Here is a 21,629-nt window from a genome sequence, read left to right as displayed (position 1 = left end):
GCTCCCCTTAGATCGCAACTCGAATCAATCATCCCGGAGGAAAATGCACGATGGATTGGTTTTATCTTTTTATCGCCGGTCTTTTCGAAGTGGCCTGGGCGGTCGGGCTCAAGTTTACCGAGGGATTTACCCGCCTCTGGCCAAGCGTCTTGACCGTCATCGCGATGGCCTTTAGCTTCATCCTTCTCGCCCAAGCGTTGAAAACGATTCCGGTCGGAACGGGTTATGCCGTCTGGACCGGGATCGGGGCCACCGGCACGGCGCTGATCGGCATCCTCCTCTTCGAGGAATCGCGCGACATCGGCCGGATCGTCAGCTTGATCCTGATCGTCGCCGGGATTCTGGGACTCAAGCTGACCGCTTCCCCTTGAAAGCGGCCGATCCTCGTCGCCGGGCTTCCCGGCGGAGAATTGACTTCTCTCCTGAAATGGAATATACAAAAAAGAGGAGCGGGCCGTTCCCTCGTCCCAACTTCCTCCCGTCCAGGATTCAATCGGGAGAAAATCGCTTCCAATCTCTTCAGTGAGCCGTTGCTCTGTGAGACAAATCAAAATTTTCATCGGAATCACCCTTCTCTTTCTGGTGATCCTCTTTGTGCTTCAAAATGTCGAACCGGTGACCCTCCAGTTCCTCCTCTGGAGTTTTTCACTCTCCCGCGCGCTGATGTTCTTTATCATCTTCGCGCTCGGGATCATCGTCGGATGGGCGCTCGGGAGCCTCTCCCGGGGGCGGCCGAGGTAATCCCGGACCGATCATGGCGGTCTTTCATTTAAAAAGGGATGCGATGGTGCGCCCCTCTGGCGTTCAAACGAACAAATACGTTACAATTTTCACTAGAAAGGATCTGGATGCGCTATTACGCACTTGCGACCGATTACGACGGAACACTCGCCACGGAAGGCCGGGTAGACGAAGCGACGTTGGAGGCGCTGGAACGATTGCGGAACTCCGGCCGGCGGCTGATTCTCGTCACCGGCCGAGAGCTGGACGAGCTCCTTCAGGTCTTCCCGCAGGTCGATCTCTTTGAAAGCGTGGTCGCCGAGAACGGCGCCTTGCTTTATCGCCCGGCGACCCGCGAGATCAAACTCCTCGCCGAAGCGCCGCCGGAACGCTTTGCCGAGACCCTGCGCGCTCGCGGGGTCGGCCCTCTCGCGGTCGGACGGGTGATCGTGGCAACCTGGACGCCGCACGAGACGGCGGTCCTTGAAACGATCCGCGAGCTGGGTTTGGAGCTTCAGGTGATCTTCAACAAGGGGGCGGTGATGGTCCTCCCCTCCGGGGTGAACAAGGCGACCGGACTTGCCGCCGCCCTCGAAGAGCTCGGTCTCTCGCCGCACAACGCCGTCGGCGTCGGCGATGCGGAGAACGATCATGCCTTTCTCCATCTCTGTGAGGCCTCCGTGGCGGTCGCGAACGCCCTCCCGTCGTTGAAAGAGCAGGCCGACTGGGTCACCCGGGGAAGCCGCGGCGCCGGGGTGACCGAGCTGATCGACCATCTCCTGGCCGCCGATCTGGCCGATCTGGAGCCGCGGCTGACACGGCATGAGATCCCTCTCGGCCAGCGCGAAGGAGGAGAGACCGTTCGTCTGAAGCCGTATGGGGTGAGCGTCCTCCTCGCCGGCACATCGGGCGGGGGCAAGTCGACCTTTGCCACCGGTTTTCTGGAGCGGCTCTCGGAACAGGGATACCAATTTTGCATCATCGATCCGGAGGGAGATTACCAGAACTTCGAGGGAGCCGTCGTCCTCGGCAACCCTCAGCGGGCGCCGACGGTGGAGGAAACGATTCAGCTTCTCGAAAAGCCGGGCCAAAATGCGGTGATTAATCTGCTCGGTATTCCCATGGAGAGCCGTCCCGCCACCTTCGAGGGGTTCCTCACGGCATTGATGGAGTTGCGGGCCCGGACCGGCCGGCCGCATTGGATCGTCATCGACGAGACCCATCATCTTCTCCCCGCTTCGTGGGCCCCCGCCCTGCTGACCGTTCCGAAAGAGCTTTATGGATTTCTGCTGATCACGGTTCATCCTGACCAAGTTTCCCGCGCCGTTCTCTCATCGGTCGATCTCATCATTGCGATCGGGTCGACCCCGCAAGAGACGATCCGCACTTTCAGTGCAACGCTCAGCGAGCGCACCCCGTCGGTCCCCTCCGTCTCGCTGGAGCCGGGGGAGGCGATCGGCTGGTCGCGTCGGCCGAAAAGCGAGCCGTTCTGGTTTCGAAGCATTCCGCCCCGAATGGAGCGCCGGCGCCATCTCCGCAAATACGCGGAGGGAGAGCTTCCTCCCGATCGAAGTTTTTTCTTCCAAGGGCCGGATGGGAAGCTCAACCTGCGCGCACAGAACCTAACCCTTTTTATGCAACTCGCGGACGGCGTGGACGATGAGACCTGGATGCATCATCTTCGGCAAGGGGATTACTCCCGCTGGTTCCGCGAGGCGATCAAAGATGACCCTCTCGCCGAGGAAGCGGCGCGGATCGAAGCGGAAAAACTTTCCGCCCAAGAGAGCCGCGCCCGCATCCGGGAGAAGATCGAGGCGCGTTATACCCACCCCGCCTGATCCTGGGATCTTCACCGATGGACGATTACTCTCTTGATAGGAGAAGGCGATGCCTTTTCAAGGGGTCGATTTCCTCAACCTGGATGACGAGCTGAAACCGGAAGAGCGGATGATCCGCGACGAGGTCCGGCGATGGGTTGAAGCGCAGGTGCTTCCGATCATCGTCCCCCACTATGAGGCGGGAACCTTTCCAATGGCGTTGGTCCCGCAGATGGCGGCGATGGGGCTCCTCGGCGCCAACCTCGATCCGAAATACGGCTGCGCGGGACTCAACAGCGTCGCCTACGGCTTGATCAATCAGGAATTGGAACGGGGCGATTCCGGCTTGCGGAGTTTCGTCTCGGTTCAATCGGGCCTGGTGATGTGGCCGATCGCCGAGTATGGATCGGAAGCGCAGAAGCACTTCTGGCTCCCGAAGATGGCGCGGGGCGAGGCGATCGGCTGCTTCGGCCTGACCGAGCCCGATTTCGGCTCGAACCCAGAGGGGATGATCACCCGCGCCGAAAAACGCGGCGCCGAATATATTCTCAACGGGACCAAGATGTGGATCACCAACGGGACAATCGCCGACGTGGCGCTGATCTGGGCCAAGGACGACCGGGAGATCATCCGCGGTTTTCTGGTGGAGAAGGGAACCCCCGGCTTCCGACAAAACAAGGTGACCGATAAATTTTCTCTTCGCGCCTCCGACACCGGCGAGTTGGTTCTCCAGGATGTCCGCATTCCGGAGGTGAATCTCCTTCCGGGAACCGACGGGATCAAATCGACCCTCCGCTGCCTGAATCAAGCCCGATATGGGATCGCCTGGGGGGCGATCGGCGCCGCGATGGCCTGTTACGATCGGGCGTTGACCTACGCCAAGGAGCGGGTCCAGTTCACCCGCCCGATCGCTGGCTACCAACTTGTCCAGCAAAAGCTGGTCGAGATGCTGACCGAGATCACCAAAATGCAGCCGCTCGCCCTTCGTCTCGGGCGGCTCAAAGATCAAGGCCGGTTGAGCCACGTCCAGATCTCGATGGGAAAGCGGAACAATGTGTTTCATGCCCTTCAGATCGCGCGGGTCGCCCGCGACATCCTCGGCGCCAACGGCATCATGTATGAGCACCAGATCGCGCGGCACCTCTGCAATCTGGAGTCGGTCTACACATATGAGGGGACGCACGATATCCATACCCTGATTTTAGGGGAGCAGATCACGGGGTTGTCGGCGTTTACGTGAAACGCATCATTCCGGTTTGGATCAAGATCGCAACCACCCTCTTTGTGATCGTTCTGGTGCCGGTCTACTGGGCGCATTACGGCCCGGCCAACTTCCTCTGGTTCTCGGACATCGCCCTGCTGACCGCCGTCGCCGCCCTTTGGCTGGAAAGCCGGTTCCTCGCCGGCACGATGGCGGTGGGGGTTCTCCTTTTGGAGCTGACGTGGAATATCGATTTCTTCGCCCGGCTCCTTACCGGCGCCGAGCCGATCGGTCTCGCCGGCTACATGTTCGATTCGTCCAAACCGCGCTACCTGCGGGGGCTGTCGCTTTTTCACCTCTTCCTTCCGATCCTCCTCGTCTGGATGGTCGCGCGCCTCGGCTACGATCGCCGCGCTTTTCTCGCGCAAACGCTGCTGGCCTGGATCGTCCTACCGGTCTCCTACTTCTTCACCGATCCCTCTAAGAACATCAACTGGGTCTTCGGCCCCGGAAGCGAGCCGCAGACATGGATGCCGCCGATCCTTTATCTCGCCCTGTTGATGCTTTTTCTCCCGGTCCTTGTCTATTTTCCGACCCACCTCGTCCTCGAAAAGCGGTTTGGAAAGTCACGGTGAATGTAATGAAGATGACATTCCCAAGCGCATCGGTCTTGGTATAGTAATCGTAGAGCGCTGCGGGTTCGCCCGCAATCGCGTTCACCCCTTTACCAATCCTCAATGAAGAGTTTCCCATGAGCCGGCAACGTCTTCTCGATTTTATGCGATGGCCGATTCTTTTCCTCTCCCTTCTGATCGTCGTCGGGTGCGCCTCCTCCGGGGAGAAGAAGAACCAGGCCACTCAGCCCCTTCCGACCGAACTTGCAAAGATGCGTGCCGCGCTCGAAAAATATAAAGATCCGATTGTGGCGGTCCGCGACGGGTATCTCTCGATGGTCGGATGCATCGAGTATCCCTCCGGCGGCGTCGGGATCCGCTTTCTCAATACCAGCCTGATGAGCACGGTGGCCAACCCCGATTACCCGCCGATCCTGATTTACGAGCCGAAGGGAGAAGCGCTCCGGTTGGTTGCGGCGGAGTGGCTGATTCCGGTGGCGATGGGGGTCAGCGAGCCCCCCACGCTCTTCGAGCAGCCGCTCGATGGGCCGATGGAGGGACTACACCCGTTGATGCCGAAAGAGATGGTTCACTATAATTTACGGATGTGGCTCTTCAAAAGAAATCCGTCCGGCCTCTACAGTCCGACCCACCCGGACGTCGAGTGTCCTCGAACGCTCACCTATCGCTTCGAGGAAAAACCGCCCCGGTTGGTCAAAGAGCAGCCCCCTTCCCCTGAGCCCCCCCCGTCGTGAGAAAGACCTGCGATTGACTCCTTTCACGAATTGGCTTATACACAAAGGCGAACCCGCCCTCTTGAAATCGCCTTCAAGAGGGCCGGCGTCGAAAACCGTCGCATGAAAAAGGAGAAGATCGAATGGCAGCGTCCGTCCATGAATTCAAGGCCCGCGCGATCACCGGCGAGGAAATCCCGCTCGATAATTACAAGGGGAAAGCGCTTCTGATCGTCAATACCGCCAGCGCGTGCGGCTACACCCCGCAATACGCGGGGCTCGAGGCGCTTCACAAAAAATATCAAGACCGGGGCTTTGCGGTCCTCGGTTTCCCCTGCAACCAGTTCGGAAAACAAGAACCGGGGAGCGAGACGGAGATCGCGGCGTTCTGCAAGAAAAACTACGGCGTGACCTTCCCGATGTTCGCCAAGGTCGATGTCAACGGCGATCAGGCCCATCCCCTTTTTGATTACCTCAAAAAGTCCCTTCCTGGTCTCCTCGGCACCGAGCCGATCAAATGGAACTTCACCAAGTTCCTGATCGACAAGGAGGGAAAGCCGATCGAGCGCTTCGCGCCGGCGACGAAGCCGGAGTCAATCGAGAAAACGGTCGAGACGCTTCTTTAATCGGGAGAGGACAACCGGGATGGAGCTGCTATTAGGGTTGCAGGACAGGCTAAACCGGACATGAGAAAAATCATCATCGGGGTGATGGGGCCGGGAGAGCGGGCGCGGGAAGACCACATTCGGAACGCTTTTGAGCTCGGCCGGCTCATTGCCCTGGAAGGATGGGTTGTTTTAAGCGGGGGCCGAAACGCCGGGGTGATGGACGCCGCCAGCCGCGGGGCGAAGGAGGCCGGCGGCCTGACGATCGGGATCCTTCCGGCGCGGGATCGGAGCATGATTTCCGCCGCCGTCGACATTCCGATCATCACCGACATGGGGAGCGCGCGAAACAATATCAACGTTCTCACCAGCGACCTGATCATCGCCTGCGGCCTGGGAACCGGGACCGCTTCCGAAGTCGCGCTCGCGCTGAAAGCGAACACGCCGGTGATCCTCCTGACCGAGAACGAAGAGGGAAAGCGCTTCTTCAAAGCGCTGAAGCCGAAGCTGGTCTTTATCGCGAAGGAGCCGTCCGAGGCGATTCAGATGGCCAAAGGGATTCTCTCCCCGTAAGCATCTCCTTCTCTCCCAATAGCGATTGGGCCTTCGCGAGAGACCCAATCGCCGCCGGAGCTCCTCATTTCTGAGATTCGACCTTGATCTCTTTCGGCATCGCTTCCTTCGACTTGGGCAACTCGATCGTTAAGACGCCGTTTTTCACCGTGGCGCGGACCTGATCCGCATTCACCGCCGAAGGGAGGGGGATGTCGCGGGAGAAAGCCCCGTAGATCCGTTCGCTGTAAATAAAGTTCCGATCCTCTTTCTCTTCTTCTTGCCTGACCTCTCCTCTGAGCTGAAGGGTATTGTCGGTAATCGAGATGCGGATATCCTCCTTCTCCATGCCGGGGGTGTCGACCTTCACGATATACTTATCCTTCTCTTCAACCATTTCGACCGTCGGAAAAGCCGAGGCCAATGAAAGCATCGACTGCGGATTCCATGAAGCAAGATCTCTAAAATCTCTGAAGAAATCCTGAAAGACCCGCTCCATCTCGGTCCGCGGGCTCCATTGACTGACCGCGCGCGATCGCTGCTGCTGCCGGGGCGCCACTTGTTGTCCTGTAGCCATAGAACACCTCCTCGTTTGATTTGGTTTCTTTGGATCGATAATGAATGTGAGAGTACCACCAATGAAAAAGAGGATTCCGTGGGCGTCCTTACATAAGAAGAGATAGACGGCGCGGATAGACTCAACCTGATGAACGAATGATTGCGGAATTTAATCCTACTCGGTTCCGCTCCTGAGCAAGAGCCCTTTTTCTTTAACGATCCTCAAATTTCGATAGAAGAAGGAGAGGGCCAAAAAGAGATAGAGGAGATTCAGGATAACCGCCTTCACCAGCGCCTCGACCGGAAAAGCGCCGGTTTCTACCACCGCCCGCATCCCTTCGAAGACGTGAGACGACGGCATCATCCAGGCGATCGGCTGAACCCAGGCCGGCATGACGGAGACCGGATAAAAAACGGCGGAGATCGGCTGGACAAGAAAGGCGAGCCCCCACGCCATCACCTCCGCCTCCTGGCCGTAGCGGAGGATCGACGCCATCGTGATGATCCCGATCGACCATCCCATGACGGCAAGGTTGAGGACGAAGGGAATGAGCGAGACGCCGAGGACGAAGACGTTAAAGGAATAGAGAAACCACGCCAGGAAGGCGCTCGCGAGTCCCGCGGTCAGGAGCTTCAAGACGCTGATCGACATCAACGCCGCCAGAAACTCGCTCGGCCGCATCGGGGTGACGAAGAGGTTCAGAAGATTTTTCGACCAGACCTCTTCCAGAAACGAGACGGAGATCCCCTGCTGCGCCCGATAAAGGATATCCCAGAGGATCAAGGCCCCCAGGAAAAAGGTGACGAACTTCGGAAGGTTTTCCTGAAAGCGCTGGAGATAAAGGGTGACGAACCCCCAGAGGAGGAGATCGATCAACGGCCAGAAAAAAACCTCCGTCATTCGGGGAAGGCTTCGCTGGTAGAGATAAAGATGCCGCTGGATGATCGCCGTCACCCGATGGAGCTTCATGGCGCGATCTCCGGCCGCTCCGGCAGGTGGCTCCCCCGCGCCACCTTGAGGAAAACATCTTCCAGGTTTTTCTCCGCGAAGCGCCGCACGATCTCGGCGGGCGTCCCGCTCGCGAGGATGCGCCCTTGATGCAAAAAGAGAATCCGGTCGGAGATCTCTTCCATCTCTTTCATGTTGTGAGAGGTATAGAGAAGGGTCAGCCGGCTTTGATCCCGGATCGATTTCAGCAGCCGCCGGGTCTTGTCGGCGATATCGGGATCGAGGCTCGCGGTCGGCTCATCCAGGAAGAGGACCTTCGGATGATTGAGCAGTGCTTTGGCCAGCGAGAGGCGCGTCAACTGGCCCGAGGAGAGATGGCGGGTGAGGGTCTTCTTGAGCCGTTTGATCTCGAAGATCTCAAGAAGCTCGTCGATCCGGCGCTCCGGCTTTCGGATGCCGTAGAGCTTGGCGAAGACGGTCAGGTTTTCACGGACTGTCAGCGACGTCGGCAAAGAGACATATGTCGAAGAGAAATTGACCTGGGAGAGGATCTCCTCTCGATGCCGCCTGAGATCGAGCCCAAGGATGCGGATCTCGCCCGCGGTCGGCGTGATGAGGCCGAGGAGCATCTGGATGAGGGTGGTTTTGCCCGCGCCGTTCGGCCCGAGCAGACCGAGGATCTCCCCCGTTTCGATCGAGAAGGAGAGGTCGTTGACGGCGACGAACCCGTTGAACGCTTTGACGAGGCGGCTGACTTCGACGACCGGATAACCCATGAACCGATTCTACGTTCTTTTTTGTTGTCTTCGACGCGATCCTTCTTTACTATAACACACTCCACGAGGGCGACACATGCCACGCTACTACTACAACGCCTACAGCCGCGCGCTGAAAGAGCGCTTTCCCTGGAAGGTGTACAAGCTGCCGCTCGACGCCGGCTTCACCTGTCCCAACCGGGACGGACGGGTCGCCTTCGGCGGCTGCACCTTTTGCAGCAACGCCAGCTTCAGCCCCAACAGCGGCGGGCCCTTGAAATCGATTCGCGAACAGGTGGAAGAAGGGATCGCCGTCTACCGAAAGCGGCGGTTCGGCGGGGAGAAGTTCATCGCCTACTTTCAGGCGTTCACCAACACCGACGCCCCGGTCGACCGCCTGGCGGCGCTCTACGATGAGGCGCTTTCTCATCCCGACGTGGTCGGCCTGGCGATCGCGACCCGTCCCGACTCCCTCCCGGAGCCGGTCCTCGATCTGCTCAGCGACCTTCAGAAGAGAACGGCGCTCTTTTTAGAGGTCGGGCTCCAGTCGATCCACGATGAGACCCTTCGGCGGGTGAACCGGGGCCACACCTTCGCCGATTTCGTCGACGCGGTCGCGCGGATCAAGAAAAGAGGTCTCTATCTTTCAACCCATCTGATTCTGGGATTGCCGGGGGAGAATCGCGGAATGATGCTGGCGACGATCGAACGGGTTGCGCCCCTGCCGATCGACGCCGTCAAGCTGACCCATCTTTATATTCCGAAACAGGCTCCGCTGGCGCAGGCCTATCGACGGGGAGCGCTCTCGCTCCTGACCCTTTCCGATTATATTCAACTGGTCTGTGATGCGCTGGAGCGCCTGCCGGAGCGGCTTGTCATTGAAAGGTTGATGGGGGAGCTCGACGGAGAAGATATTCTCGCCCCCCGATGGGGAAAACATAAAGGGGAGATCCTGGAGATGATCGAGGCGGAGTTCGCCCGGCGCGGAACCTGCCAGGGGATTCTCTTCCGAGCGCCTCAGTGGTGCGATCCGGCGCAGGTGCAGCGGTGCATCCCCCCCATGACGGCCCCCATCAAATCATAGAGATACTCCCGCTCCCCCTCATCGATACGACTGAAGTAGGCCCCCTCCCATCCCTTTAGATAAACACTCTGCAAGAAGAGAAAGACCGGCGCCGATTCTTCGATCCCCTCCCGCTTCATCGCGCGCCGGATCCAGGAGACGACCCCGGCCTGTGTTTTGGTGGAATCGGTTTGAAGGACGTTGTCGGCTTCGGTGAGGATCTTGGAAAATTTATCGAAATGGTCGGGGTGGGCATCCAGATGCTGCGTTGCGATCATCTCCAGACCCAAGAGGTTGAGCCTTCGGTCCGGAATGGGGAGATGATCGTAAGACGGCCCCGACCGGCAGGCGGCAAGAATCAGGAGGAGAAAAAAGAGGAGCGATTGTTTGTATAGAAAAGCGGTCATCGGGTCCTCATGCGGCCTTAGAATACATCGATTGCGGGCCGGAATCAACCTCAAGCTGAACCATGGTCTTGCATCGTCCGATTTTAATATGCTAAGTTTTTTTTATCTCACTTTCACACGACGCAATCAACCATCGAACGGAGGTATAGGATGAAGCGATTCCAGTTCATGTTCCTTTTGGTCACTATTTTCATTGCAACAATGGCGACTTCGCTCTCTGCGGCGATGATCGGCGTGCCGGGGGCGACCGCCGGCGCCAACAAGTCGGTCATCAGCGCCGAGTTGAACCTTCTCACCGATCGGGATCTCACCGGCGGCGGTGAGGTGGAAAGCACGCAGGCCTTTGCAAAAGGAGAGGTCGGATTGACCGAACGGGTCGATCTGATCGTCCGGCTCGGGGTCGGTGATTTCGAGGGAGGGGGGGTCGATACCGACTTCGGACCCGCTTTCGGCGTCGGATTTAAGACCACCTGGGCGGAGATCTCCGATATCAACTTAAAGATCGGCACGGTCTTCCAGACAACGCGCATCCGGGCCGAGGACGAGGCGATCCGGCTCGGCTGGGCCGAATACGACGCCGCTTTGGGCGCTTTCCTCGACAGCCGCGGTTCAAAACAAGCGGTGATCCCTTACGGCGGGGTGGCCTGGTCGGCCCTCGATGTGGAAGGGGGCGCTTCAGAAGATGATGCCTTCGGGTTCTTCTTGGGCGCTCTGGCGAGGCTCGGCGGGAATTTCCAGGTCGGGGTCGAGTTTCGCATTGTCGATCAGACGGCGATTTCAGCCAATGCCGGTTTTGTATTCTAGTCCGAACGGGGCGCCTTTGCGTTCATCTCGATCAAGGCGCCGACCGGCGGCTTTCCAAAAGCTTCCCAAGCACTCCCACCGCGGAGAAAGAGCTCCATCCAACGGAGCTCTTTCCCGCTCCCTTCCCGCCAGCCGCTGCTGCCGGGGGCGAGCGCCATCTCTCCGATCGAAACCTCAAAGCTGGCGGGAACCGCCACGGCCTTGTGGCGATGCTTTCCGATTCTAATTTCGACAGAAGCCCCGGACGGAAAAGGGAGGCTCTCCCGGTCGAGGGTCGTCTTCAAATTGCCGTAGCCGTCGATGTAGGCGATCCGATTTTTCGGTATTTCCAGAATTTGATCCGGCGGGATTTTCTCCGCCAGGATGGCGGCATGGCCCTGCGCGATCTCTGCGACCGCCTCCGGGAAGAGATCCCGCGAACGGAACTGGGAGCCCTCCGCCGGAACGGAGACCCACCGAAGCTCCTCCGAAGCGCCCCGAACGAACGAGAAGGCGTACCCTGCGTTCACGCCGACGACACGAACCCCGGTGATCAAACGGGCAAATGCCAACCGCTCTCCGGCATTGCCGGCGCGGACCCGTTTGTCATCCATCCGGGGTGCGACGTTATGGAAAATGAGGGTGCCGGCGGGGGGATCGTTTAACCCCAGCTGCGCCGCGCAGAACCCGGCCGCCAGCGTCGAGAAGGGGGGAACGGGGGTCAATACGATCTCCGCGTCCGGGAGGTGGCGCTTGATCCGCTGCGCCACCTCCGCAAAGGCGAGATCTCCGTGGCCGTAATCGGCAATCAGATGAACGAGCATGCGTGAAAGATCGGGATGAGGTGAAGAAGGATGAATAAAGAGGAGCCGTTATTCTTTTCCGAACACCTTTTTCAGAAGCGGTTCGATCTCCCCCTTTTTCGCCATCTCATCGAGGATGTCGGTATCGCCGTAAAATTCTCCGCCGATGAAGACCTTCGGGAGGGTCGGCCAGTTGGTCATCTTGGAGAGGGTTTCCCGCTTTTCCATGTTTCTTAACACATCGACCACTTCAAAAGGAAAGCCGTATTTGTTGAAGAACTGAATGGTCTCCATCGTAAAACCGCACATCGGCATTGCCTTGGTGCCTTTCCCGTAGATCACGATCTTATTGTCTGCCACTTCCTTCTTGATTTCTTCCTCAATGGGATTGCTCATCGTTCATTTCTCCTCTGATTCTGTTTATGAATGACCTCATCAATCGCCCGAAAGCGCTACGCAGGGGCCTCTTCGTGCGTGTATGATTTAATCTCCAAAGCATGGATCCGTCCATCCTTCATCGGCTCATCCAGCGCCTGGTAGACGAAGCGTTGACGGTCGAGGAGGTTTTTCCCCCGGAAGGCTTCGGAGATGATCTGAAGGCGATAGTGGTCCATGGTGCCGGTCCGGTCAACCACCGTGACCAGGGCATCCGGCATCGCTTTTTTGATGTAGCTAATCAACATTTCCTGACTGATCATCTGTTTCGACTCCGTACATCGGCTGTGTGAAGAATTCCTCACAGAAAGGAGATTATACCTCATTTTATGCCGATCTTAAAGTGGAAAGAAGGAGACGCTTGACAGCGGATCGAGGTTGATTTATATAGACGAGGGCCCGGTCGCGCCGGCGTCCGAACGTCTCAACCGCCTGGGGGGAAAACCGCTATGGAATATGTTCCGGAACCGGACATCGATAAGGAGGTCGCCCGCATCATCGCCTTCTTCGAATGGGACCACCTCGATCCGAAGCGGGTCCGGACGATCCGAAGCCGAGGATCGCGGAGCCGAAGGATTCTGGCCCGCTGCCATGCCCTCCCGAAAGCGATGCAGACCGGCCTGGCCCTTCCGGCGCATTATGTGATCGAGCTGGTGTCGGAAAATTATGATCGTCTCTCTGAGGTGGAAAAAACGAAGACCCTCATCCATGAGCTTCTGCACATCCCCGCCACGTTCGGTGGCGGCTTTCGGCATCATGACTATGTTCACGGCCGCCGGGTGAACAAGCTTTATGAAGAATATGCCCGGCACCTTTCCACCCCCCCGCCGGCGCCGGAAACACTCCCCGCCCAGGTCACGATTACTTTCTGAAGACTGTTTTAAAGAAGGGCTTCAATCTTTCTGCAGACCACCTCCGGGTCGCGGATGCCCCGCAACCGCTCGGCCGGTTCTCCCCCTTTTAAATTGAGGACGACGATCCCGATCCCGAAGAGGCGATCGAGCGGGCCTTGCTCCGCCCCGACGGCGGCGATTTTTTGCAGAGGGATGATCTTTTCGTCTCGACCGAGAAATCCGGCCGCGCGGTGAACGGCGGCCCGGGTGACGGCATAGCGGCTGGTGCGGCGAAGAAAAAGGGCGAGCCAGATGAAGAGACCGGCGCCGAGCCCATAAATCGCCCCGGTGCCGGGGTCCCCCATCGGCAGGAAGAAAATAAAAAGGGCTCGGATCGCCGAGATCAGGGCGAAGAACCAGAGGAAGATATATTCACCCCAAGAAGGCCGCCCCTCCCAAATGACGCGCCGATCTTCCTCCGTGGGAAAATTGCGAGAGGTCATTCCGTCGGCATTCATTTGGATCTCCGAAGGAGGTGAGAAGGGGAAAAGTGCCGGAGGTTCAACCGCCGGCTTGCAATGTTTTGAGCACCTGATGGATCTCCCGGGCATGATCTTCCGGCTCGACGGAGGGGAAGAGCTTCCGGATGGTTCCCTTCGGATCGATCAGGACGGTGCTGCGGCGCGCGATCGTCATCCCCATAAAACGGGTGAGGGGGCCGTATTGCCGGGTCACCTTGAATTGATCGTCGGCCAGAATTTGAAAGTTGAGGTTGTGTTTGTCGGAAAATTTCTTGTGCGAGGCGACCGAATCGACACTGACCCCGAGGACTGTGGCGTTGAGATGTTGAATGGCGACGATATTGTCCCGGAAGGAACAGGCCTCTTTGGTGCAGCCGGGGGTGTCGTCTTTCGGATAAAAATAAAGGACCACCCATTTGCCGCGCAACGCGGAGAGGGTGACCGGCTTTCCTTCCTGATCGGGCAAGGTGAAATCAGGGGCGGGCTCCCCCTCCCGGACGGCAAAAACCGGTTCGGCAAAGACCGACCGGGTCTCGCTGATGACGAGAACGGCGACGACGATCAACAGACTTACATGGACCATCAGTTTTTTCATCGGAATGTCCCTCCCGGCCTCAAGGTTAGCATAATAGGTGAGAAAAAGGGAAGTAAGGAAGGGGGAATGAAACAAAAAAGCCCCGTTCCTCCGCTTCGGCGCCCGAAAGGGGTCGATGTGATTTGACACCCTCATTGAATAAGCTAAAATTCTATCTATAATCGCTCCAAATTATAATACATACTCAAATACATTGCTGATACGTTATTCCCGTTGTGAAGCCGAAACTCGAGTTGTCTCAAATACCTCCAGTACGGGTGGAAACGATATGAATGATGAATCAGGTAGGCTTTTCAAGGAGGAAATAAATGGGCGTTGAGAAAAAAAACAGGAGCGAAACCCTTTACCGAATCGCCGCCGATCTCTTTGTGAAATCGGAGGGGAACGAAGAGCTGTCATTCAAAATCGATCTTCTCCGCAATGAAGTAAAAAAAATAATCGAAGGTGAGAATACAATATTCGGAAAATTCCGCGAACTTGTGGAGTCGTTCGAGGAAATCATTCCGGAGGAGAACCAGCGTTATCACGCCGCGATCAAAGCGTTGTCGACGACTTCGAAGCTAAGCCGGCAAGAGATCGTTAAGGCCGTCAACATTCAGCTTGAGGAGCTTAAACCGCTCGAGAAGAGCTTGATGTCCGCCCTCCCCGGCTGGCGCGACGAGTTTAAGGTCATGAAGGCCAAATCGCTGGAGATTAAAGACGAGATATCGAGACTCCGCGAAAAAATAGGGCGGCTTGAGGGTGAAGAAAAAAGGATTCTCAACGAGATGGTGGCGCGGGAAACGGAAATGGAACTCGTCGAGAGGGCCGTGGAGGAACTCTTCGCCGATCTCGGGGCGGAGATAACCTATATCAAAAAAAAGGTTGAGGAAGTTACTTCTGAAAGCGCGGCCGCTCAGCCCGTCCCGCTCGGGGCTTCTCTTCATAAAAGCGATCTTCCCGGCGAGGAAGAGGAAAAGGAAGGCGGCGAGCAGAAAAACGAAACCGGTGAGTCTTCTGCGCCGAAGGATACGGAATGGGAGAAAAAATGCCCTATGTGCGGGGGTCGAATGAGTTTCCTCACGAAGGATGAAATGTGGCAGTGTTATAGCTGCGCATACGAAGAATCAAGAACGGACGAAGTTCGGGGTAAGAGCGAAAAGAAAAGTGAGCATCCGAATGCGCCTAAACCCACTCCCGCTTCGAAGCCGATTTTCGATCCATCTCCGCCCCTTGCCGTCCCTTTGTCACCTCAGTCTTCCAACGAAATCCAGAAATCAAAAAAGGGATTATCGCCGTCCAATAACCAGCCCTCGGGCAAAAAAAAGACCTGCCCGGCCTGCCGTGAGAAAATGGATTGGTACCAGACGGAGAAAGCCTGGCGGTGCTCCTTCTGCGGATACTCGAGAAGCATTTAAATCGCGCACAAGGGGTCGTCGCTTTACTTTCGACTTTTACTGAATTGATGGTCTTCCCCCGATTTAACACCTCCTCCGCCTCAGCGGACGGTTCCAGAGCAACGCGTTCTGTTCGTAAAATAAGGTCGATGACTCTTCCGGAAAATTGTCCGTTTTTCAATCTGGGCCGCTCGCGAGGCCGCGGCTCGGTTAATTGGGTATCAAAAGACGCTTGATGCGACCGGAGGGTGCCCCTTCGATGTATGAACATCGCGGTGAGGATCTTGACTTCCAGTTGTGCCGGTATGATGCGGCAGCGATATCGCAATGCTCTTGCCGCTTCATCGTTTTTACCACATGCGTCTCCACTGCTTCTGTGGCTCTCCTTACATTTTTACTCACGCCATCTTTGTTTTATATTTCCATCTGATATCTTGGAGATCCATTTTGGAGAGAGAACATGGCGCGTCCCCTGCGGCTTATTTACCCCGGCGCCCTCTATCACATTACCGCGAGAGATTGCTGATCGGAAACACCTTAAAGTGAGTCCGGGTTTTGAGGAAATCCGGGCGAGCGTTCTGGAGGCTTCACCTGAGCTTGAATAAAACCGAGCCCCGATCGAATCCAGCGAGGGGCGTCTTATTTTATTTGGGGAGAGAGAGGAGGATGTCGCTCAAAGCATTGGCCGAGCGATTTGCTCTGGACGATTCTGCGGTCAGTCAGGGGCGAAGCGTCTGTAGCGACTCCGATCTGAGAGTCCGAAGCTGGATCGGATTCTTCGTCGAATCGAAGAGGGATTAATCTCAAATCGCTAGACCTGCCCCGCCGCTTGAATTGGATTACGATTAGGCCGCCCTGTGAAACACGATCTTTGCCTGAACACCCAGCGATGCAATAATACGAAGCATCAGATCGGTCGAAATGTCCTTCGTATTGCGATTCATAACGGCCGTGATACGAGATCTGGAAGTGCCCGCAAGCTTTGCGACTTGGGCATGGGTCAATCCCTTTTTTTCGACAACCTCGATAATTTTATCGTTCAGGTCGCTCCGAATTTGGATCTCAAGGCCGTGAGCGGTTGAGAGTCCTAAAGCTTGAGCAAGTTCAAACGCATCTTTAGTAATAATGGCCTTCGTTTTTTTCATGACATCTCCTCTAATCTTTTTCGTCCTAACTCGATTTCCTTCTGAGGTGTTTTTTGAGTTTTCTTTTGAAAAACATGAAAGATCAACACGGCATCTGCTCTTCGAGCGAGGTAGAAAACTCTGAAAGCGCCTGTACGATCCTTGATCCTTAGCTCTTCCACTCCCGGCCCTACGGAGGGGATCGGCTTCGAAAGCGGCATCGACAGCTTCGCCCCTTTCTGGAGATCAAAGATCACCTTACCAAGCTCTCGCCGCACCTCTTCGGGAAATCTCCGCAAAACATCCCTGACCTTGGGGTGAAATAGAGCGGCTTTCATCCATATAATGTCTCATATCTGGGACATATCGTCAAGTTCTAGGCGGAGCACACACGCTATCAGAATAGAATCGACACGATGTATATCGACAAGCTTGACGGGAAAGCGGAATATATTCTGAAGTCAAAAACAAAAGAGCCGTTGGGGTCGCTCCAACGGCTCTTTATTATAACTGGCTCCCCAGGCCGGATTCGAACCAGCGACCCGACGGTTAACAGCCGTCTGCTCTGCCAGCTGAGCTACTGGGGAATAAAGGAAAAATAAGGAAAGCGGGGTGTATTTTATCCGCACCTAGGCAGAAAGTCAATCTCTTTGAGCGGATGAGCCCGCTTGAAGAGCCCGCTTTCTTCCTCAACAAATCTTCTTTTCCCGTTCCCCAATCGCGCGGCTCAAGCGGCTTTTTGAGCGAGCCGATCCTGGACCGCCTTCACCTCATCTTCGAGATGAATCGCTTTGTCCCGCCGGTCGTCGATCGTCAGATGCGTGAGGACCCGGGAGATGCCGCGGTTAAATGGAATTTCGTGGAGCATCTTGGCCGCGGAGAAAATCGTATCGGCATCCCCCTCGATGATCGTTCCCATGTCGGTTAAATTGTATTTAAGCCCATGCTGATCGCAGACTTTGACCACCTCGGCGACGTAGTCGCCGATGCTGGGGGTGTCGGTTCCGATCGGAACGATGCTGATTTCTAAAAGCGCCATTTTCATCCTCCTTTTATTAAAACCGCTTGCGCCTGAGTCGCGTCCGCAAGGGTCATCTTTTTATTTTAGGAGAAATCGTCGGCGAAAATCTAGACGGCACTTTACATGACCATGCAGCGATTTATTTCGTGCAGGGTTCTTTCAGCGGAATCGATGCGAGGGCCGACTCCGGGATCGATGGGAACGGTCCGGGGAAGGGAACCGCCGCCTGCTCGAACGCGTCCTTGAGAGAGGCATTCAGCCCATCGATGGCGTGGTTCAATCCCTGCGCGGGGGAGGGAGGGGCGTAGAGCAGAAGATCGTAGCCGGGGATCAGACCCAAGGCAGGATAGATGGCGTTCTGGAAGGCGACCCGGCCGACTTCACTGAGCTCTTCGGAAAGCCGCTCCGAAAAATCCTCCAGCGCCCGGTCCTGGACCAGCGCAATCATCGGAAGAATGCCGAGTTGGGGCGCTCCCTCCAGATCATTATCGGCGGCAAGTCCCATCGGAAGGACGCCTGAATTTGAGAACATCTCCGCCAGCCGCGCCGGGCGCGATTTGAACCCCCATGAAAGATACTCGGCCAGCGAAAGAGGCCGGTCGGCCAGGATCAGCGTCTGCTCCAGATGGAGTTGAAGGGCGCTTCGAATGGCGTCGGCCCCTTCGAGCAGATGGCGGAAATCTTTTCCCTCCCGACGGGGACCGTGGAGGGCGGTGAGGGCTATCACCAGCGGAACGGCATAAGTCGCTTTGGGGCCCTTCTGAATTTTCTTTTTTATTTTTTTTACCACGGGGTCGATTCCAGGCGGAAGGAGGGTCGTTCTGAAAAGTGTCAGGGAGCCGCAGCCGGCGTCCCTTCGGAGGTGGAGACCGTCCGAGGGACCAGATCGGGAGAATAAGGATTGGTGGGGTCCAAAGCGACCATCGTCCCGTTGCTGAAGACAAGAAGGCGGATGGTCGGGTAGAGATGGTTTTGGGGATTGAGATTCTTGACGTGATAGACCCAGACTTCTCTGAGCTCATCTCCCGTTTGGCGGCGGGCGATTTCGGCGGGCGTGCCGATCAGCTCCGTGACCGCCTCCCGCGACATCCCCGGTTTCAACTTGCCGAACCAGGTCGCCTTGTAAAATTTGTAGGAGGGCCCGCCGCAGCCGACGGCCCCAAGCAGTATCAGGCCGACGAGGGCCCATGCTCCGCGTCTGATCAATCGGACCTGACTCCATTTTGTCTCGCCGTTCATGAAAGGAATTTTATCCCGATCTCGATTCTTTTTCAACCAAAATGTGGCTCCCTTCAGGAAGGATCCACCTCTTGGAAAGAGGCCTCATTCTTGACGAAGGAAATCAAAACGTGTTACAAGGAAGTGGTTTTTCCGCGCTGTAACGCCGGAGTGGCGGAATTGGTAGACGCAAGGGACTTAAAATCCCTCGCTCCGCAAGGGGCGTGCCGGTTCGATTCCGGCCTCCGGCACCAGGAAATCTCTTCGTAAATTGAATTCTTTTAGAAATGGTCTGTATCCCTCCCCTTTCCCCCTTGCAAAAGAGGATCGTGTTGTTTAGAATGACGTGCGGTCTCCTCAGACCGTGATTCGGATCGGCTCCAGTCGGTTACATGGTATGGACCCTGGGGCCGGTCTTATTTCTTCCCCTTCCTGCCTTTCGTTCTCCTCCATACTGTTCAAGCCTTTCGATCGGCCGATCATGCGTCTTTCTTTTTAATTCCATAAAATCTCTCTTTCTTCTCCCCGATTTCCAATTGCTTCATCGGCGTTTCTAGTATATAAGAGTAACTCTATTTCACTTTATCGAAGGATGGTTCACCGCATGGACATTTCGCAACGGATCGCCGAAGAATTAAACGCCCGCACCGCCCAGGTGGAGGCGGCCGTCCGCTTGCTGGACGAGGGGGCGACCGTCCCCTTTATCGCCCGTTACCGCAAAGAGGTCACGGGAGGGTTGGACGACACCCAGCTTCGCACCCTCGAAGAGCGGCTGATCTACCTGCGCGAGATGGAAGAGCGCCGCGCGACCATCTTAAAAAGCATCGAAGAGCAGGGAAAGCTGACACCCGAGCTGAAGACGGCGATCCTCGCCGCGGAAACGAAGACCCGGCTGGAAGATCTCTATGCTCCCTATCAACCGAAGCGCCGCACCAAGGCGCAGATCGCGCGGGAGGCGGGGCTGGAGCCGGTGCTGAACGCATTGTTGGAAGATCCGAATCAAATCCCGGAGAGCGTGGCGGCCGGATCGCTCAACCCGGAAAAAGGCTTCGCCGACGCAGCGGCGGTGCTGGACGGCGCCCGGCAGATCTTCATGGAAAAAGCGGCGGAAGAGGCCGATCTGGTCGGAGCGCTCCGCGACCTGATCTGGGAAAAGGGGCGCCTCCTCTCGACGGTCGTCCCCGGAAAGGAACAGGAAGGGGCCAAGTTCTCCGACTACTTCGAGTTCTCCGAGCCGCTCAAGCAGATTCCCTCGCACCGCGCGCTGGCCCTCTTCCGCGGCCGGGCCGAGGGGATGCTGCGCCTGGTGATTCAGCTGCCGGGGCAGGATGATCTGGAATCGACGAACGCGTTCGGTGTTTGTGATGCGATGATCGCCCGGCGGTTTTCCATCCGCGACGAAGGCCGACCGGCCGACCGGTGGCTCGCCGACGCCGTCCGTTGGGCCTGGCGCATCAAGATCAAATCGCAGCTCGATACCGAATCGTTCCTGCGGCTGCGGGAGATGGCCGAGGAAGAAGCGATCCGGGTCTTCGGAGAGAATCTGCGCGATCTGCTCCTTGCCGCCCCCGCCGGATCCCGCCCGACGATGGGGCTCGATCCCGGTCTGCGGACCGGGGTGAAGGTCGCGGTGGTCGGCGCCACCGGAAAGGTGCTCGATCATACGGCGATCTTTCCGCATCCCCCTAAAAATCAGTGGGAGGAGTCGCTCGCCGCGCTGGCGGCGCTGGCGCGCAATCATCAGGTGGAGCTGATCAGCATCGGAAACGGCACCGCCTCGCGCGAGACCGACAAGCTGGCGAAGGAGCTGATCAAGCGTCACCCCGAATTGAAGCTGACCTGCCTGGTGGTGAGCGAGGCCGGGGCGTCGGTCTACTCCGCCTCGGCGATCGCGGCCAAGGAGTTTCCCGATCTCGATGTCTCTTACCGGGGGGCGGTCTCGATCGCGCGGCGCCTGCAAGACCCGCTGGCCGAACTGGTGAAGATCGAGCCGAAGGCGATCGGCGTCGGCCAATACCAGCACGACGTCAACCAGACACGCCTGACGCGCAAGCTGGGAGCGGTGGTGGAGGACTGCGTGAATACCGTGGGGGTCGATGTCAACACCGCCTCCGCGCCGTTGATGGCGCGGGTCGCCGGCTTGACCGAAACGACCGCCGCCAACATCGTCGCCTACCGCGAAGAGAAGGGGGCCTTCCGCGGACGGCGGCAGCTCCTGGAGGTCGCGCGTCTGGGGCCGAAGGCCTTCGAGCAGAGCGCCGGCTTTTTGCGGATCATGAACGGCGAGAATCCGCTCGACGGCTCCGCCGTCCACCCCGAGGCCTATCCGGTGGTGGAGCGGATTCTCAGCGCTACCGGCCGCGCGCTGCGCGAGGTCATCGGCAACAAGCCGTTCTTATCGTCGGTGTCGGTACAGGACTTCATCGATGAAAAATTCGGCGAGATGACCGTGCGCGACATTCTCCGGGAGCTCGAAAAGCCGGGGCGCGATCCCCGGCCGGAGTTCAAAACCGCCGTCTTCCGGGAAGGGGTCGAAACCCTGGCCGACCTGGTTCCCGGCAGCGTGCTGGAGGGGGTCGTCACCAACGTCACCAACTTCGGCGCTTTTGTCGATATCGGCGTTCATCAAGACGGCCTGGTGCACATTTCGGCGATGTCGGAGCGCTTCATCAAAGATCCGCGCGAGGTAGTGAAGGCGGGCGACGTCGTAAAGGTGAAGGTGATGCAGGTCGATTTGGAGCGAAAGCGGGTTTCCCTCACCATGCGCTTGAGCGAGGGAGCGGTGCCGCCGACCGGAAAAGAAAAAAGCGGCCGGAGCGCCGGGGGGAAACCACCTGCCCCAAAACCGCCCTCCGGGAAGAAACAACCTTCCGCTCCCGCCCCCATGACGACGATGGCGGATGCGTTTGCACGGTTCAAGGAGCGGAAGCCGTAACCTGTTCGAG

At 57.5% G+C, this 21,629-nt stretch carries 25 protein-coding genes, 2 tRNA genes and 1 pseudogene; 14 read left to right on the top strand and 14 right to left on the bottom strand.

The genetic code is table 11. The features are described from left to right. Positions 1-50 precede the first annotated feature (50 nt). The 8 genes from sugE to MCM46_10760 all read left to right on the top strand — a co-directional run bounded on the left by sugE (position 51) and on the right by MCM46_10760 (position 6,264). Positions 51-371 (top strand): quaternary ammonium compound efflux SMR transporter SugE, encoded by a 321-nt coding sequence (gene sugE / locus MCM46_10795; GenBank protein MCG3112293.1) that lies wholly within the window; start codon positions 51-53, stop codon positions 369-371. Between the two features lie 166 nt (positions 372-537). Then, positions 538-741: a LapA family protein gene (locus MCM46_10790; GenBank protein ID MCG3112292.1), complete on the top strand. Its 204-nt coding sequence runs from the start codon at positions 538-540 to the stop codon at positions 739-741. 107 nt (positions 742-848) lie between these two features. After that, positions 849-2,558 (top strand): HAD-IIB family hydrolase, encoded by a 1,710-nt coding sequence (locus MCM46_10785; GenBank protein MCG3112291.1) that lies wholly within the window; start codon positions 849-851, stop codon positions 2,556-2,558. Between the two features lie 49 nt (positions 2,559-2,607). After that, positions 2,608-3,777, top strand: coding sequence for an acyl-CoA dehydrogenase family protein (locus tag MCM46_10780; GenBank protein ID MCG3112290.1), 1,170 nt, complete (start codon positions 2,608-2,610; stop codon positions 3,775-3,777). After that, on the top strand, positions 3,774-4,373 hold the full coding sequence (locus MCM46_10775) for a hypothetical protein (protein MCG3112289.1): 600 nt from the start codon (positions 3,774-3,776) through the stop codon (positions 4,371-4,373). Before MCM46_10780 ends, MCM46_10775 begins: the two co-directional genes overlap by 4 nt. A 116-nt stretch (positions 4,374-4,489) precedes the next feature. Further along, complete coding sequence (locus MCM46_10770; protein MCG3112288.1) at positions 4,490-5,107, top strand: hypothetical protein; 618 nt, start codon at positions 4,490-4,492, stop codon at positions 5,105-5,107. Positions 5,108-5,229: 122 nt separating this feature from the next. After that, the gene (locus MCM46_10765; protein MCG3112287.1) at positions 5,230-5,712 is read left to right on the top strand and encodes a glutathione peroxidase; all 483 of its coding nucleotides are present in this window, start codon (positions 5,230-5,232) and stop codon (positions 5,710-5,712) included. A 60-nt stretch (positions 5,713-5,772) separates the two neighbouring features. Next, positions 5,773-6,264: a hypothetical protein gene (locus MCM46_10760; protein ID MCG3112286.1), complete on the top strand. Its 492-nt coding sequence runs from the start codon at positions 5,773-5,775 to the stop codon at positions 6,262-6,264. Between the two features lie 64 nt (positions 6,265-6,328). Here MCM46_10760 and MCM46_10755 read toward each other — a convergent pair whose 3' ends face one another. From MCM46_10755 to MCM46_10745, 3 genes are all read right to left on the bottom strand, one after another. Further along, on the bottom strand, positions 6,329-6,820 hold the full coding sequence (locus MCM46_10755) for an Hsp20/alpha crystallin family protein (GenBank protein ID MCG3112285.1): 492 nt from the start codon (positions 6,818-6,820) through the stop codon (positions 6,329-6,331). Between the two features lie 156 nt (positions 6,821-6,976). Further along, positions 6,977-7,771: an ABC transporter permease gene (locus MCM46_10750; GenBank protein ID MCG3112284.1), complete on the bottom strand. Its 795-nt coding sequence runs from the start codon at positions 7,769-7,771 to the stop codon at positions 6,977-6,979. Continuing rightward, positions 7,768-8,526, bottom strand: coding sequence for an ABC transporter ATP-binding protein (locus tag MCM46_10745; protein MCG3112283.1), 759 nt, complete (start codon positions 8,524-8,526; stop codon positions 7,768-7,770). Before MCM46_10745 ends, MCM46_10750 begins: the two co-directional genes overlap by 4 nt. 76 nt (positions 8,527-8,602) lie before the next feature. On the opposite strand from MCM46_10745, the gene MCM46_10740 reads away from it, so the two are divergent. Further along, complete coding sequence (locus MCM46_10740; protein ID MCG3112282.1) at positions 8,603-9,589, top strand: TIGR01212 family radical SAM protein; 987 nt, start codon at positions 8,603-8,605, stop codon at positions 9,587-9,589. Here MCM46_10740 and MCM46_10735 read toward each other — a convergent pair. Continuing rightward, complete coding sequence (locus tag MCM46_10735) at positions 9,523-9,975, bottom strand: hypothetical protein (GenBank protein ID MCG3112281.1); 453 nt, start codon at positions 9,973-9,975, stop codon at positions 9,523-9,525. The two genes, MCM46_10740 and MCM46_10735, sit on opposite strands and share 67 nt — an antisense overlap. Before the next feature lie 150 nt (positions 9,976-10,125). Between MCM46_10735 and MCM46_10730 the strand changes: the two genes are divergently transcribed. After that, entirely contained in the window at positions 10,126-10,779 is a 654-nt protein-coding gene (locus MCM46_10730; GenBank protein MCG3112280.1) for a hypothetical protein, read from the top strand. On the opposite strand, the gene MCM46_10725 is transcribed toward MCM46_10730, so the two are convergent. The 3 genes from MCM46_10725 to MCM46_10715 are packed head-to-tail and all read right to left on the bottom strand — an operon-like array spanning position 10,776 to position 12,259. Further along, the gene (locus MCM46_10725; GenBank protein MCG3112279.1) at positions 10,776-11,582 is read right to left on the bottom strand and encodes an SAM-dependent chlorinase/fluorinase; all 807 of its coding nucleotides are present in this window, start codon (positions 11,580-11,582) and stop codon (positions 10,776-10,778) included. The two genes, MCM46_10730 and MCM46_10725, sit on opposite strands and share 4 nt — an antisense overlap. Before the next feature lie 48 nt (positions 11,583-11,630). Then, a complete protein-coding gene (locus tag MCM46_10720) occupies positions 11,631-11,957 on the bottom strand; it encodes a glutaredoxin (protein MCG3112278.1) in 327 nt (108 codons plus the stop codon). 56 nt (positions 11,958-12,013) lie between these two features. After that, positions 12,014-12,259 (bottom strand): BolA family transcriptional regulator, encoded by a 246-nt coding sequence (locus tag MCM46_10715; GenBank protein ID MCG3112277.1) that lies wholly within the window; start codon positions 12,257-12,259, stop codon positions 12,014-12,016. Positions 12,260-12,445: 186 nt separating this feature from the next. Here MCM46_10715 and MCM46_10710 point away from each other — a divergent pair, with 186 nt between their 5' ends. Next, the gene (locus MCM46_10710) at positions 12,446-12,868 is read left to right on the top strand and encodes a hypothetical protein (GenBank protein ID MCG3112276.1); all 423 of its coding nucleotides are present in this window, start codon (positions 12,446-12,448) and stop codon (positions 12,866-12,868) included. Positions 12,869-12,876: 8 nt separating this feature from the next. On the opposite strand, the gene MCM46_10705 is transcribed toward MCM46_10710, so the two are convergent. Together MCM46_10705 and MCM46_10700 are read right to left on the bottom strand one after the other, a co-directional pair. Then, on the bottom strand, positions 12,877-13,347 hold the full coding sequence (locus tag MCM46_10705) for a PH domain-containing protein (GenBank protein ID MCG3112275.1): 471 nt from the start codon (positions 13,345-13,347) through the stop codon (positions 12,877-12,879). A gap of 43 nt (positions 13,348-13,390) precedes the next feature. Beyond that, the gene (locus tag MCM46_10700) at positions 13,391-13,945 is read right to left on the bottom strand and encodes a peroxiredoxin (GenBank protein ID MCG3112274.1); all 555 of its coding nucleotides are present in this window, start codon (positions 13,943-13,945) and stop codon (positions 13,391-13,393) included. A gap of 368 nt (positions 13,946-14,313) precedes the next feature. On the opposite strand from MCM46_10700, the gene MCM46_10695 reads away from it, so the two are divergent. Next, a complete protein-coding gene (locus tag MCM46_10695) occupies positions 14,314-15,342 on the top strand; it encodes a hypothetical protein (GenBank protein ID MCG3112273.1) in 1,029 nt (342 codons plus the stop codon). 824 nt (positions 15,343-16,166) lie between these two features. Here the strand turns inward: MCM46_10695 and MCM46_10690 are convergent. The 5 genes from MCM46_10690 to MCM46_10670 form a co-directional block, all read right to left on the bottom strand. Next, complete coding sequence (locus tag MCM46_10690) at positions 16,167-16,466, bottom strand: helix-turn-helix domain-containing protein (GenBank protein ID MCG3112272.1); 300 nt, start codon at positions 16,464-16,466, stop codon at positions 16,167-16,169. Positions 16,467-16,956: 490 nt separating this feature from the next. Then, positions 16,957-17,032: transfer RNA gene (locus MCM46_10685), tRNA-Asn, on the bottom strand. 140 nt (positions 17,033-17,172) lie between these two features. Continuing rightward, the gene (locus MCM46_10680) at positions 17,173-17,484 is read right to left on the bottom strand and encodes an MTH1187 family thiamine-binding protein (protein ID MCG3112271.1); all 312 of its coding nucleotides are present in this window, start codon (positions 17,482-17,484) and stop codon (positions 17,173-17,175) included. A 121-nt stretch (positions 17,485-17,605) separates the two neighbouring features. Further along, positions 17,606-18,256 (bottom strand): hypothetical protein, encoded by a 651-nt coding sequence (locus MCM46_10675; GenBank protein ID MCG3112270.1) that lies wholly within the window; start codon positions 18,254-18,256, stop codon positions 17,606-17,608. Between the two features lie 41 nt (positions 18,257-18,297). After that, positions 18,298-18,741: an outer membrane protein assembly factor BamE gene (locus MCM46_10670; GenBank protein MCG3112269.1), complete on the bottom strand. Its 444-nt coding sequence runs from the start codon at positions 18,739-18,741 to the stop codon at positions 18,298-18,300. 108 nt (positions 18,742-18,849) lie between these two features. Between MCM46_10670 and MCM46_10665 the strand changes: the two genes are divergently transcribed. Both MCM46_10665 and MCM46_10660 read left to right on the top strand, forming a co-directional pair. After that, positions 18,850-18,938 (top strand) — tRNA-Leu (locus tag MCM46_10665). A gap of 365 nt (positions 18,939-19,303) precedes the next feature. Beyond that, positions 19,304-21,619 (top strand): annotated as a pseudogene (locus tag MCM46_10660) (RNA-binding transcriptional accessory protein). Positions 21,620-21,629 lie beyond the last annotated feature (10 nt).

The sequence above is a fragment of the Candidatus Manganitrophus morganii genome (assembly GCA_021651055.1).
Classification (GTDB): Bacteria; Nitrospirota; Nitrospiria; order SBBL01; family Manganitrophaceae; genus Manganitrophus; species Manganitrophus morganii.
This window is presented reverse-complemented; position numbering and strand designations above follow the sequence as displayed.

Coding starts and splice junctions, on each gene's coding strand:
- sugE (MCG3112293.1), top strand. CDS start 51: ATGGATTGGTTTTATCTTTTTATCGCCGGTCTTTTCGAAGTGGCCTGG.
- MCM46_10785 (MCG3112291.1), top strand. CDS start 849: ATGCGCTATTACGCACTTGCGACCGATTACGACGGAACACTCGCCACG.
- MCM46_10780 (MCG3112290.1), top strand. CDS start 2,608: ATGCCTTTTCAAGGGGTCGATTTCCTCAACCTGGATGACGAGCTGAAA.
- MCM46_10770 (MCG3112288.1), top strand. CDS start 4,490: ATGAGCCGGCAACGTCTTCTCGATTTTATGCGATGGCCGATTCTTTTC.
- MCM46_10765 (MCG3112287.1), top strand. CDS start 5,230: ATGGCAGCGTCCGTCCATGAATTCAAGGCCCGCGCGATCACCGGCGAG.
- MCM46_10760 (MCG3112286.1), top strand. CDS start 5,773: ATGAGAAAAATCATCATCGGGGTGATGGGGCCGGGAGAGCGGGCGCGG.
- MCM46_10755 (MCG3112285.1), bottom strand. CDS start 6,820: ATGGCTACAGGACAACAAGTGGCGCCCCGGCAGCAGCAGCGATCGCGC.
- MCM46_10750 (MCG3112284.1), bottom strand. CDS start 7,771: ATGAAGCTCCATCGGGTGACGGCGATCATCCAGCGGCATCTTTATCTC.
- MCM46_10745 (MCG3112283.1), bottom strand. CDS start 8,526: ATGGGTTATCCGGTCGTCGAAGTCAGCCGCCTCGTCAAAGCGTTCAAC.
- MCM46_10740 (MCG3112282.1), top strand. CDS start 8,603: ATGCCACGCTACTACTACAACGCCTACAGCCGCGCGCTGAAAGAGCGC.
- MCM46_10735 (MCG3112281.1), bottom strand. CDS start 9,975: ATGACCGCTTTTCTATACAAACAATCGCTCCTCTTTTTTCTCCTCCTG.
- MCM46_10730 (MCG3112280.1), top strand. CDS start 10,126: ATGAAGCGATTCCAGTTCATGTTCCTTTTGGTCACTATTTTCATTGCA.
- MCM46_10725 (MCG3112279.1), bottom strand. CDS start 11,582: ATGCTCGTTCATCTGATTGCCGATTACGGCCACGGAGATCTCGCCTTT.
- MCM46_10720 (MCG3112278.1), bottom strand. CDS start 11,957: ATGAGCAATCCCATTGAGGAAGAAATCAAGAAGGAAGTGGCAGACAAT.
- MCM46_10715 (MCG3112277.1), bottom strand. CDS start 12,259: ATGATCAGTCAGGAAATGTTGATTAGCTACATCAAAAAAGCGATGCCG.
- MCM46_10710 (MCG3112276.1), top strand. CDS start 12,446: ATGGAATATGTTCCGGAACCGGACATCGATAAGGAGGTCGCCCGCATC.
- MCM46_10705 (MCG3112275.1), bottom strand. CDS start 13,347: ATGAATGCCGACGGAATGACCTCTCGCAATTTTCCCACGGAGGAAGAT.
- MCM46_10700 (MCG3112274.1), bottom strand. CDS start 13,945: ATGAAAAAACTGATGGTCCATGTAAGTCTGTTGATCGTCGTCGCCGTT.
- MCM46_10690 (MCG3112272.1), bottom strand. CDS start 16,466: ATGAAAAAAACGAAGGCCATTATTACTAAAGATGCGTTTGAACTTGCT.
- MCM46_10680 (MCG3112271.1), bottom strand. CDS start 17,484: ATGGCGCTTTTAGAAATCAGCATCGTTCCGATCGGAACCGACACCCCC.